The organism is Pantoea conspicua, assembly GCF_002095315.1.
Taxonomy (GTDB): domain Bacteria; phylum Pseudomonadota; class Gammaproteobacteria; order Enterobacterales; family Enterobacteriaceae; genus Pantoea; species Pantoea conspicua.
In genome coordinates, this window is sequence record NZ_MLFN01000034.1 from 30505 (window position 1) to 42960 (window position 12456).

Sequence of the window (12456 nt, forward strand, 5' to 3'; positions counted from 1 at the left end):
AATTCAGATGCGCTAATAGTAGTCGTTCAGCGTAACGACATACAGGTCAAATTCTTAAAAAAACGTCAAGCCAGCAGCCAGAAAAACAGCCACCGGAGGCACGGTTCCGGTGGCCGTGGTCTCGTCAGCGGCGGTTTCTTACCAGCTGATAGCGACGGGTCAGATATTCCACCGGCGCACTCCAGATATGGACCAGCCGGCAGAACGGAAACAGCAGAAACAGCGTCATACCCAGCACCATGTGGATGCGGTAAATCAGCGCCACGCCGTCAAGATGCTGTGATGCACCACCGTGGAAGGTGACCACTGCCTGTGCCCAGCCCACCAGCTTCATCATCTCACTGCCATCCATGTGTTGTGCCGAGAAGGGAATGGTCAGCAAGCCAAGCGTCGCCTGCGCCACCAGCAAGCTCAGGATAAGAATATCGCCAACGCTGCTGGTGGCCCGCACCCGTGGATTCATCAGACGGCGTTTCAGCAGCAGTGCACCGCCCGCCAGCGTCATTGCACCAAACAGGCCACCGGCAATCATCGCCAGCTTCTGTTTAACGTCAATCGGCAGAAAGGATTCATACATCCAGTGCGGCGTCAGCATCCCGACGATATGACCGAAAAAAATGCCAATGATGCCAATATGGAACAGGTTGGACGCGAGACGCATCCCTTTTTGTCCAGCATCTGACTGGAGCCGGCGCGCCAGCTGTACTGTCCGTAGTCATAGCGCAGCCAGCTGCCGACCAGAAATACCGTTCCGGCAAGATAAGGGTAAATATCAAAGAAGAAAGTGTTGATAAAATTCATGCTGATTCTCCTGTGGCGCGCGTTGTCGCCTGAGCAACATCCAGATACTGCGGCGCAACCGCGTCGGCGAAACGGCGCTGATGCGCCGCCTGCTGCGCCGAGGCACAACCCTGTTCGCCGAGAAATTTAACCTGCTCCTCTTCCCAGACCGCATCCAGCGCCGCCGGGGTATCGTCGCGCGCTTCCTGCGCCACTTGCGGCCGTAACGCATCAGGCTGGATCGCGGTGCCCGAAAGCGCTAACAGTGCGCTGAACAGATCGGCATAAGGACTCTGGCGCTCCACCAGACGCGCCGCCAGCAGCGCCAGGATCGGCGCAATATCCTCCAGTCCCTGACGCGCGTCCTCAGCGGTTTTACAGGCGAGGTATTCGAGATAAAGCGGCAGATAATCAGGTAGCTCTTTACTGTCCAGCTCCAGCCCGTCGGCCCGATATTGCGCCAGTAAATCGACCATCGCCTGACCGCGATCGCGTGACTCACCATGCACATGTTCAAACAGCAACAGCGAGGTGGCACGGCCGCGATCAAACAACTCGCAGTAGTCAGCCTGCACGTCGAGCAGTGGCCGGGCGCAGAGCTGGTTGATAAAGCACACCAGCTTTGCGCTCTGCTGCAGGTTAAGTTCACTGGCGCCTTCCAGCGCCTCAATCAGCGCCTGATGATGAGTAAACAGCGCCTCATCCGGGTAATCCAGCAGGCGCGACAGCACACGTAATGCGATCATGATGCATCCTCCGGACGTACGGTTTTTTAGTGATGTCGATGGCATCAATACGGCGGCTGTTAAACAGGTTGAATTTGCTGTCACTGCCGTGGCAACCATCACCGAAGCTAAAGCCGCAGCCTTTGCTTTCCGGAAACGCTTCACGCGCCAGTTCACGATGGCTGGACGGCACCACGAAGCGATCTTCATAGTTAGCAATCGCCAGATAACGGTACATCTCCTGTGCCTGCGCTTCGCTCAGACCGACCTGCTCCAGCGCCCGGACATCCCGTTCACCTTCGACGCTTTCCGCCCGCTTGTAGTGACGCATCGCCAGCATCCGTTTCAGCGCCAGCAGCACCGGTGCGGTATCACCGGCGGTCAGCAGGTTCGCCAGATACTCAACCGGAATGCGCAGACTTTCGACATCTGGCAGCACGCCGGTGTGTGCCAGCGCGCCGCCGTCAACGGCCGACTGGATTGGCGACAGTGGCGGCACATACCACACCATCGGCAGAGTGCGATATTCAGGGTGCAGCGGCAGCGCCAGCTTCCACTCCATCGCCATTTTGTACACCGGTGAACGCTGCGCCGCGTCGATCACGCTTTGCGCCACGCCATCTTTCAGCGCCTGGGCGATCACCGCCGGATCGTTGGGATCAAGGAAGATATCCAGCTGGCTTTGATAGAGATCTTTTTCATTCTCCGCCGAGGCGGCCTGTTCGATGCGGTCAGCGTCATACAGCAGCACGCCGAGATAGCGGATACGGCCCACACAGGTTTCCGAGCAGACGGTCGGCTGACCGGCTTCAATACGCGGATAACAGAAAATACATTTCTCTGATTTGCCGCTCTTCCAGTTGAAGTAGATCTTTTTGTAAGGACAGCCGGTGAGGCACATACGCCAGCCACGGCATTTATCCTGATCAATCAGTACGATGCCATCTTCGCCACGTTTGTAGATGGCGCCACTCGGGCAAGTCGCCACGCAAGCCGGGTTGAGGCAATGCTCACACAGGCGCGGCAGGTACATCATGAAGGTGTGTTCGAACTGGCCGTAAATATCCTTCTGGATATTATCGAAGTTCTTATCCTGCGAGCGTTTGGCAAATTCACCGCCGAGGATCTCTTCCCAGTTCGGGCCATTTTCAATTTTCTTCATCCGCTGACCGGTGATCAGCGAACGCGGACGCGCGATCGGCTGGTGCTTACCGGCCGGTGCGTTATGCAGATGCTGATAATCAAAATCGAACGGCTCGTAGTAATCATCCAGCGCCGGCACGTCCGGGTTGGCGAAGATTTTTGACAGCAGGCCAACACGGTTACCCATGCGCGGTTCCAGCTTACCGTTGATTTTCCGAATCCAGCCGCCCTTCCACTTCTGCTGATCTTCCCAGGCGTGGGGATAGCCAACGCCCGGTTTACTTTCGACGTTATTGAACCAGGCGTACTCCATCCCTTCACGGCTGGTCCAGACGTTTTTGCAGGTCACCGAGCAGGTGTGGCAACCAATACATTTGTCGAGATTCAGCACCATGCCGACCTGTGAACGAATTTTCATGGTTTTACCTCCTGCTGGCTGCCCTGACAGGCATCGTTGCCTTCCCCGTCTAACCAGTTAACGTTGTTCATTTTTCTCACTACCACGAACTCATCACGGTTTGAACCGACGGTGCCGTAGTAGTTAAAACCCCAGGAGAGCTGCGCGTAGCCGCCGATCATGTGGGTCGGTTTCGGACAGGTACGGGTAACGGAGTTATGGATACCGCCGCGCTGGCTGGTGATCTCGGAACCCGGGATATTCACGATGCGCTCCTGGGCGTGATACATCATGGTCATGCCAGCCGGAATACGCTGGCTCACCACCGCACGCGCAGTCAGCGCACCGTTAGCGTTAAACGCCTCAATCCAGTCGTTATCGACAATGCCCAGTTCGCGAGCATCCTCTTCGCTCATCCAGACAATCGGGCCGCCGCGCGACAGTGTCAGCATCAGCAGGTTATCGCTGTAGGTGGAGTGGATGCCCCACTTCTGATGTGGCGTCAGGAAGTTCAGCGCCTTCTCCGGATTCCCGTTGGGTTTGCTGTTCAGCAACGGCTTCGCCGCACGGGTATCGATTGGCGGACGATAGACCAGCAGGCTTTCGCCAAAGGCGCGCATCCACTCATGATCCTGATAGAGCTGCTGACGACCACTCAGGGTGCGCCACGGGATCAGCTCATGCACGTTGGTGTAGCAGGCGTTATACGAAACATGTTCATCTTCCAGGCCGGACCAGGTTGGGCTGGAGATGATTTTGCGCGGCTGCGCCTGGATATCGCGGAAGCGAATTTTTTCATCTTCCTTGTTCAGCGCCAGATGGGTATGGTCTCTACCGGTAATCTCACCCAGCGCCTGCCAGGCTTTAACCGCCACCTGACCGTTGGTTTCCGGTGCCAGCGCCAGAATCACCTCTGCCGCGTCGATGGCTGTATCGATATTCGGCCGTCCCGCCGCCGGGCCATCCGCTTTGACATAGTTAAGCTGCCTGAGGAAATCGACCTCTTTCTGGGTATTCCAGCCGATGCCCTTGCCGCCGTTACCCAGGGTATCGAGCAGCGGGCCCAGCGAGGTAAAGCGCGCCCAGGTGGCGGGATAATCACGTTCCACCACCATGATATGCGGTGCGGTTTTACCCGGAATCAGCTCACATTCGCCTTTTTTCCAGTCTCTGGCGTCAAACGGCTGCGCCAGTTCGGCTGGCGAATCGTGCAGTACCGGCAGCGTGACCACATCGGTTTCTCTCCCTAAATGGCCAGGGCAGAGATCGGAAAAGGCTTTCGCGATGCCCTTATAAATCTCCCAGTCGCTTTTTGAATCCCAGGCGGGATCAACGGCAGCCGAGAGCGGATGAATAAACGGATGCATATCCGAGGTATTCATATCGTCTTTTTCATACCAGGTGGCGGTAGGCAGTACCACATCGGAATAAAGACAGGTGCTCGACATCCGGAAATCGAGCGTAACGACCAGATCGAGCTTGCCTTCTGCTCCCTGATCCTGCCACTCCACCTCTTCCGGTTTCACGCCGCCCTGCTTACCTAAATCTTTGCCCTGAATACCGTTTTCGGTCCCCAGCAGATACTTCAGCATGTATTCATGCCCTTTACCGGATGAGCCGAGCAGGTTGGAGCGCCAGACAAACAAGTTGCGCGGAAAGTTTTGCGGATCGTCTGGCTGTTCTGCCGCGAAACGCATCGTGCCGTTTTTCAGGCTCTCCACGGTGTAATCCAGCGGCGACTGGCCGGCGGCTTTCGCCTGGGCGGCGATGCGTAACGGGTTGACGTTAAGCTGAGGCGCAGACGGCAGCCAGCCCATACGCTCGGAACGCACATTGAGATCGATCAGGCTACCGCTGTAGCGGCTTTTATCGGCCAGCGGCGACAGCAGCTCGCTGGTGGACAGCGTTTCATAACGCCACTGGCTGGAGTGATTGTAGAAAAAGGAGGTGCTGTTCATCTGACGTGGTGGACGTTGCCAGTCGAGACCAAACGCCAGCGGTGCCCAGCCGGTCTGCGGACGCAGCTTTTCCTGGCCCACATAGTGCGCCCAGCCACCACCGCTCTGCCCGACGCAGCCGCAGAAGATCAGCATGTTCATCAGGCCGCGGTAGTTCATATCCATGTGATACCAGTGGTTCATACCGGCACCAACGATGATCATCGAACGACCCCGGGTCTTCTCGGCGTTTTCGGCAAACTCACGGGCAATGCGGATGATGTTCTGACGCGATACGCCGGTAATCTGCTCCGCCCAGGCGGGGCTATATGCTTTGATCTCGTCGTAAGTTTGCGCGCAGTTGGCATCATTCAGCCCGCGCTCCAGCCCATAGTTAGCCAGCGTCAGATCGTAGACGCTGGTGACCAGCGCTTCGCTGCCATCGGCCAGTTGCAGACGTTTTACCGGCAGCTTATGCAGCAGGATCTCATCCAGCGCCACGCTGTTGAAATGCTCACTGGTGATCCCGCCAAAGTAAGGGAAACCGACCTCAACCACCTCGTCATGGCTGCCCAGCAGGCTGAGCTGCAGGTCAACTTCCTGCTGTGATGCACCGTCACGCTGCTCAAGGTTCCATTTGCCCTTTTCGCCCCAGCGGAAGCCGATTGAACCCTGCGGTGCCACCAGTTGGCCGGTCGCCTCGTTGATCGCCACCGTTTTCCATTCAGGGTTATTATCCTGACCGAGACCATCGATCAGATCGCTGGCGCGCAGCTGGCGTCCGGCGGCGTAAAAGCCACCTTCACGCGGTTCCAGCAACACCAGCATTGGCATATCGGTATAACGACGCACGTAGTCACTGAAATAGCTGACTTCGCGATCGAGATGAAACTCCTTCAGCATCACGTGGCCCATCGCCAGCGCCATCGCGCTGTCGGTGCCCTGTTTCGGGTTCAGCCACTGGTCGCACAGCTTGGCAACCTCAGCATAGTCCGGCGTCACCGCCACGGTTTTGGTGCCTTTGTAACGCACTTCGGTAAAGAAGTGCGCATCCGGGGTGCGCGTCTGCGGCACGTTTGAGCCCCAGGCGATGATGTAAGAGGAGTTATACCAGTCGGCCGATTCCGGCACGTCGGTCTGCTCACCCCAGGTCATCGGCGATGCCGGTGGCAGATCGCAGTACCAGTCGTAGAAGCTCAGGCAGGTACCGCCAATCAGCGACAGATAACGCGCGCCAGCGGCATAAGAAACCATCGACATCGCCGGGATGGGTGAGAAGCCCATCACCCGGTCCGGGCCGTAGGTTTTCGCGGTGCAGATGTTGGCGGCGGCGATCATCTCGTTGACCTCCTGCCAGCTGGAACGCACAAACCCACCGCGGCCGCGTGCCTGCTTGTAGCTTTTGGCTTTTTCCGGATTGCTGATGATTGAAGCCCAGGCATCGACCGGATCGCTGTGCTGCGTTTTCGCCTCGCGCCAGAGCTGAATCAGCTTCTTACGCATCAAGGGATATTTCAGCCGGTTCGCGCTGTAGAGATACCAGGAGTAGCTGGCGCCGCGCGGGCAGCCGCGGGGTTCATGATTCGGCAGATCGGGACGGGTGCGCGGATAGTCAGTCTGCTGCGTCTCCCAGGTCACCAGGCCGTTTTTCACATAGATTTTCCAGCTGCATGAGCCGGTGCAGTTAACGCCGTGGGTCGAGCGAACAATTTTATCGTGCTGCCAGCGGCTGCGGTAACCATCTTCCCAGTCGCGATTACTGTTCAGGGTCTGGCCATGCTGGCCGGAAAACGGCTCTGCCAGCTGTTTGAAATAGCGAAACCGATCAAGAAACTTGCTCATCCGGAATACTCCTGAAGGCTTAGTGTGACATTGCTAACCCTGCGTCTGTCATGACGCAGAAAGTGAATAATTGCCGGCGCGCCACGCCGGCATTGTCGTTATCAGGCGCGGGACTTGCGTGCGTACACCAGCCAGGTAATGGCAATACAGCAGAGGTAGAACACCAGGAAGATCTTCATCGCACCGGCTGGCGAACCGGTCATCGAGAGCGACAGGCCAAAGGTCTGCGGAATGAAGAAGCCGCCCAGCGCGCCTATCGCAGAGATAAAGCCCAGCGCAGCGGAGGTTTCGGTACCCGCTTCGCGCAGGGCCAGCGCATCATCGCCGCCTTCTGCTTTAATACGATCCAGTGTGAGCTTGCGGAAAATCACCGCAATCATCTGATAGGTTGAGCCGCTACCCAGGCCAGCAGTAAAGAACAGCCCCATGAAGATGGCGAAGAAGGCGATAAACGAGCCGCTGTGGCCTGTTCCCGGCAAGGTGAGGAACAGCAGCGCCGCAAACAGCGCCATCAGCACGAAGTTAATCAGCGTCACGCGGGTGCCACCGAAGCGGTCAGAGATAATGCCGCCCGCCGAACGGGCCAGGGCGCCAATAAACGGACCAAAGAAGGCGTAGTGCAGGATCACCACCTCCGGAAACTGGGTTTTGGTCAGCATGGCGAAACCAGCAGAAAAGCCGATAAACGAACCAAACGTTGCCAGATAGAGCAGCGCCATCACCCACAGATGCGGGCGTTTCAGCACCGGGAGCTGTTCGCGCAGCGAAGATTTCGCCGCCGCCAGGTCGTTCATTCCCAGCCAGGCGGCCAGCGTGGCGACCGCCAGCAACGGCAGCCAGATCCAGGCGGCATTTTCCAGCCAGATCGCTTCACCATTCACCGTGGTCTGACCGGCATCGGAAAAACCAAAGATGGCGCAGGAGATCGCCAGCGGTGCAACAAACTGCATCACGCTGACGCCAAGGTTACCCAGGCCGCCATTAATACCAAGCGCGCCGCCCTGACGGGCTTTCGGGAAGAAAAAGCTGATGTTGCCCATGCTGGAAGCGAAATTGGCACCGGCGAAACCGCACAGCAGAGAGATAATCACAAAGGTGCTGAACGGCGTCTGGCTATCCTGCACCGCAAAACCCAGCCACAGGCAGGGGATCATCAGAATGCCGGTACTGAAAGCGGTCCAGCGACGGCCGCCCACCAGCGGGATAACAAAAGAGTAAGGGACACGCAGCAACGCGCCGGAAACCGAAGGCAGCGCAGTCAGCAGGAACAGTTGATCGGTAGTGAAGTTGAATCCGACTTTATTCAGATTGACAGCAACAGCACTGAATAACATCCAGACGCAGAAGGCGAGCAGCAGACAGAAGACGGAGATCCACAGGTTACGGCTGGCGATACGTTTACCTTGCGCCTGCCAGAAAGCCTCATTTTCCGGCTGCCAGTCCTGAATTAACGCGCGTCGCGTTTCGGTTTGCAGTGGGGCGGATTGGGTCATAACTCTCTCATTAACAGGATAATAATTGTGCATATCCTGCGCATCCGGCCTGGCGGGCAGCTTGATACAAATCAACCGCGCAGCAGGTAGTTTTGCGCCGCTGGCGCCGGTTTATCCCGGTTAAGTAGGTGAAGAATCAGCAAATAACCTTTAATTATCAGAGGCTTTTAAAGCAACCGATGAACGAGGGTGATCGGCGAGTCGGTCAGAGGAAATAAAGAAGTAGTCCAGAAGGGGTATATAGCGACCCGGCTTCCCCGGTAAGATAGGCCTTTATCTGATTGCGCCCTGCGCGCGAACCAACGGAGCAGTGACGTGACGCCGGAAAAATTTACGCTGTTACTTATCGACGACCATCCCATGCTGCGTAACGGGTTAAAACAGCTGATCGCGCTGGATGAAACGCTGCAGGTGGTCGCCGAAGCGGGTAACGGATTTGATGGCGTGGCGCTGGCAGAGCAGCACGATCCTGACCTGATCCTGCTCGATCTTAATATGCCGGGCCTGAACGGTCTGGATACCCTAAGCCGGCTGCGCGAGATTTCGCTCTCCGGCCGGGTGGTCGTATTTAGTGTTTCCGATCACGAAGAGGATGTGGTCAGCGCCCTGAAACGCGGCGCCGACGGTTATCTGCTGAAAGATATGGAGCCGGAAGCCCTGCTGAAAGCACTGCATCAGGCGGCGGCCGGTCAGACTGTTCTCAGCGAAGCCTTAACCCCGATTCTGGTCGCCCGGTTACGTGAAGACCGCCCTGCACCAGCACGGGATATTAATCAGCTCACGCGCCGCGAGCGCGATATTCTGCAACTGATCAGCGCCGGAATGACCAATAAAGCGATTGCCCGCAAACTGGCCATCAGTGAAAGCACGGTCAAAGTGCATGTCAAATACCTGCTGAAGAAGATGAACCTGAAATCACGGCTGGAAGCGGCGGTCTGGGCGCTGCAGAACGGACACGTCTAGCGCCGGCGTGAGACGCGTGGCGTCAGGCCGGTGCGGCAGAATCCGCGAGCAGGCTCGCAGCCGCAGCACAACAGCGGAAAAACCGGCTTTTTTCTGTCGCCAGTTGCGTCTTCTGTTTGATAGGGTTCCGCTCAGGTCACAACGGCTGACGGTCACAGCGATGCATCAGGCTGGTATATCCACCACCCTATTCGTTATCATCAGCTTATCCTGCGCGTTGACGCTGAATCGCTTCGATTCTTCCAGCATCGGCAGTCAGAATCTTACCGCCTTGAAAATGAGTTAAAACCCTATGCAAGAGCCAACCGAAAAGGATTTTCCATCCCATACGCCGATGATGCAGCAGTACCTGCGACTCAAGGCGGAACATCCTGACATCCTGCTGTTTTACCGTATGGGCGATTTCTATGAGCTGTTTTATGACGACGCAAAGCGCGCCTCGCAGTTGCTGGAGATTTCGCTCACAAAACGCGGCGCGTCGGCTGGTGAACCGATTCCGATGGCGGGCGTACCTTACCACGCTGTCGAAAGTTATCTGGCGAAGCTGGTACAGCTGGGCGAATCCGTTGCCATTTGTGAACAGATCGGCGATCCCGCGCTGAGCAAAGGGCCGGTTGAACGCAAAGTGGTGCGCATCGTCACGCCCGGCACCATCAGCGACGAGGCGCTGCTGCAGGAGCGTCATGATAACCTGCTGGCGGCGATTGTTCAGGGCCCGCGCGGCTTTGGCTACGCCACGCTGGATATCAGTTCTGGCCGTTTTCGTCTGACTGAACCCGGCGATACGGAAACCATGGCGGCAGAATTACAGCGCACCAATCCCGCCGAGCTGCTCTATCCGGAAGATTTTCAGGCGATGTCGCTGATCGATCAGCGCCGCGGCCTGCGCCGTCGTCCGCTGTGGGAATTTGAGATTGATACCGCACGTCAGCAGCTGAACCTGCAGTTTGGCACCCGCGATCTCAACGGTTTCGGCGTCGAAAATGCCCACCTCGGCCTGAGTGCCGCCGGTTGTCTGCTGCAGTATGTCAAAGATACCCAGCGCACTACCTTGCCCCATATTCGCTCACTGAGCATGGAGCGGCAGCAGGACAGCATCATTATGGATGCGGCCACCCGCCGTAACCTGGAGATTACCCAGAACCTGGCGGGTGGAACTGAAAACACCCTGGCGGCGGTGCTGGATAAAACCGTCACGCCGATGGGCAGCCGGATGCTGAAGCGCTGGCTGCATATGCCGCTGCGCGATGCCCGCATCATCAACCAGCGTCAGGCGTCAATTGCCGAGCTGCAAAATCTCAGTGAAACCCTGCAACCGGTGCTGCGCCAGGTCGGTGACCTGGAGCGTATTCTGGCACGTTTAGCTCTGCGTACTGCACGTCCACGCGATCTGGCCCGGATGCGCCATGCGTTTCAGCAGTTGCCCGAGCTGAACCAGTTGCTGGCTGAGGTGGAGTCGGAACAGCTGAAACAGCTGCGGACCCGGATGGGCGAATTTACCGAACTGCGCGAGCTGCTGGAGCAGGCGGTAATTGAATCGCCACCGGTGCTGATCCGTGATGGTGGCGTGATCGCCCCCGGCTACAACGCGGAACTGGATGAGTGGCGCGCCCTCGCTGACGGTGCCACCGACTATCTCGACAAGCTGGAGATCCGCGAGCGTGAAAAGCTGGGGCTGGATACGCTGAAGGTCGGCTTTAATGCGGTACATGGCTACTACATTCAGGTCAGCCGTGGTCAGAGCCATCAGGTGCCAATGCACTATGTTCGCCGCCAGACACTGAAAAATGCCGAGCGCTACATTATTCCGGAGCTGAAAGAGTACGAAGATAAAGTCCTCACCTCGAAAGGCAAGGCGCTGGCGCTGGAAAAAAGTCTGTATGAGGCGCTGTTTGACCAGCTGTTACCGCACCTTGAAGCTTTGCAGCTGAGCGCCGCGGCGCTGGCCGAGCTGGATGTACTGAGCAACCTGGCGGAACGCGCCTGGTCACTGAACTACTGCCGTCCGGTACTGCAGGACAAGCCAGGTATCAAAATCAGTGGTGGACGCCATCCGGTGGTTGAACAGGTGCTGAAAGAGCCGTTCATCGCTAACCCGCTTTCGCTGGCACCGCAGCGCCGGATGCTGATCATTACCGGACCCAATATGGGCGGTAAAAGTACCTATATGCGACAAACCGCGCTGATTGCGCTGATGGCATGGATTGGCAGCTTTGTACCGGCGGATGAGACGCTGATCGGTCCGCTTGATCGTATCTTCACCCGCGTCGGCGCGGCTGACGATCTGGCCTCCGGCCGTTCGACCTTTATGGTGGAGATGACTGAAACCGCCAACATTCTGCACAACGCCACCGAAAACAGCCTGGTGCTGATGGATGAAATTGGCCGCGGCACCTCAACCTACGATGGCTTATCGCTGGCCTGGGCCTGTGCCGAGAATCTGGCAAACCGCATCAAGGCGATGACGCTGTTCGCCACCCACTACTTTGAGCTGACCACCCTGCCGGAAAAAATGGAGGGCGTGGTCAATGTTCATCTGGATGCGGTGGAGCATGGCGACACCATCGCCTTTATGCACAGCGTACAGGATGGCGCAGCCAGCAAGAGTTATGGTCTTGCCGTCGCCGCACTGGCGGGGGTGCCAAAGGAAGTGATCAAGCGGGCGCGTAACAAGCTGAAGGAGCTGGAGACGGTTTCCAGCCATACCGCCACTTCAACGGTTGATGGTTCGCAACTGCCGCTGCTGGTTGAAGAGACCTCACCGGCGGTCGAAGCGCTTGAAGCCCTGGACCCGGACACCCTGACCCCACGTCAGGCGCTGGAGTGGATCTACCGTCTTAAATCGCTGGTGTAAACAGCGCGTGCATCGGGTCAGTTCCTGATGCACGCCGGAGCTTTGCCTGTGCCGTTGTCAGCCACAGCGATGCGCGGGCTCTCTGCTGCGCCTTCCCTGAACGGCAGGCATAAAAAAAGCGGTGGTTTTCACCACCGCTTTTCGCACTTAAATCAGTTATTCACGAAGCTATTATTCCCGAAACAGAGCTTCAATGTTGAGGCCCTGCGCCTGCAGGATTTCGCGCAGACGGCGCAAACCTTCAACCTGAATCTGACGGACACGCTCACGGGTTAAACCAATTTCACGGCCTACATCTTCAAGCGGCTTTGTTGAATAAATC

General features: G+C 57.4%; 7 protein-coding genes and 1 pseudogene. 2 read left to right on the forward strand and 6 right to left on the reverse strand.

What is annotated here, in order from left to right; genetic code table 11:
- Positions 1 to 124: 124 nt before the first annotated feature.
- From narI to HA41_RS12725, 5 genes and pseudogenes are all read right to left on the reverse strand, one after another.
- Positions 125 to 801, reverse strand: a pseudogene (narI, locus tag HA41_RS12705) (respiratory nitrate reductase subunit gamma).
- Complete coding sequence (gene narJ, locus HA41_RS12710) at positions 798 to 1526, reverse strand: nitrate reductase molybdenum cofactor assembly chaperone (RefSeq protein ID WP_094121093.1); 729 nt, start codon at positions 1524 to 1526, stop codon at positions 798 to 800. The pseudogene narI and the gene narJ overlap by 4 nt, the downstream one beginning before the upstream one ends.
- On the reverse strand, positions 1480 to 3066 hold the full coding sequence (gene narH, locus HA41_RS12715; RefSeq protein WP_143807327.1) for a nitrate reductase subunit beta: 1587 nt from the start codon (positions 3064 to 3066) through the stop codon (positions 1480 to 1482). The genes narJ and narH overlap by 47 nt, the downstream gene beginning before the upstream one ends.
- Positions 3063 to 6824 (reverse strand): nitrate reductase subunit alpha, encoded by a 3762-nt coding sequence (locus HA41_RS12720; RefSeq protein ID WP_094121094.1) that lies wholly within the window; start codon positions 6822 to 6824, stop codon positions 3063 to 3065. The genes narH and HA41_RS12720 overlap by 4 nt, the downstream gene beginning before the upstream one ends.
- A gap of 101 nt (positions 6825 to 6925) precedes the next feature.
- Positions 6926 to 8317, reverse strand: a complete 1392-nt coding sequence (locus tag HA41_RS12725; protein WP_094121095.1) for a NarK family nitrate/nitrite MFS transporter — start codon at positions 8315 to 8317, stop codon at positions 6926 to 6928.
- A gap of 315 nt (positions 8318 to 8632) precedes the next feature.
- On the opposite strand from HA41_RS12725, the gene narL reads away from it, so the two are divergent.
- Both narL and mutS read left to right on the forward strand, forming a co-directional pair.
- Entirely contained in the window at positions 8633 to 9280 is a 648-nt protein-coding gene (narL, locus tag HA41_RS12730; protein ID WP_094121096.1) for a two-component system response regulator NarL, read from the forward strand.
- 292 nt (positions 9281 to 9572) lie between these two features.
- Positions 9573 to 12134, forward strand: coding sequence for a DNA mismatch repair protein MutS (gene mutS / locus HA41_RS12735; RefSeq protein ID WP_094121097.1), 2562 nt, complete (start codon positions 9573 to 9575; stop codon positions 12132 to 12134).
- Between the two features lie 171 nt (positions 12135 to 12305).
- Here the strand turns inward: mutS and HA41_RS12740 are convergent.
- On the reverse strand, positions 12306 to 12456 hold a 151-nt coding region (locus HA41_RS12740; RefSeq protein ID WP_143807328.1), incomplete at its 5' end, for a sigma factor-like helix-turn-helix DNA-binding protein.

What these genes read in the sequence shown, in the direction of transcription:
- narJ (WP_094121093.1), bottom strand. Translation starts at nt 1,526, where the DNA reads ATGATCGCATTACGTGTGCTGTCGCGCCTGCTGGATTACCCGGATGAG.
- narH (WP_143807327.1), bottom strand. Translation starts at nt 3,066, where the DNA reads ATGAAAATTCGTTCACAGGTCGGCATGGTGCTGAATCTCGACAAATGT.
- HA41_RS12720 (WP_094121094.1), bottom strand. Translation starts at nt 6,824, where the DNA reads ATGAGCAAGTTTCTTGATCGGTTTCGCTATTTCAAACAGCTGGCAGAG.
- HA41_RS12725 (WP_094121095.1), bottom strand. Translation starts at nt 8,317, where the DNA reads ATGACCCAATCCGCCCCACTGCAAACCGAAACGCGACGCGCGTTAATT.
- mutS (WP_094121097.1), top strand. Translation starts at nt 9,573, where the DNA reads ATGCAAGAGCCAACCGAAAAGGATTTTCCATCCCATACGCCGATGATG.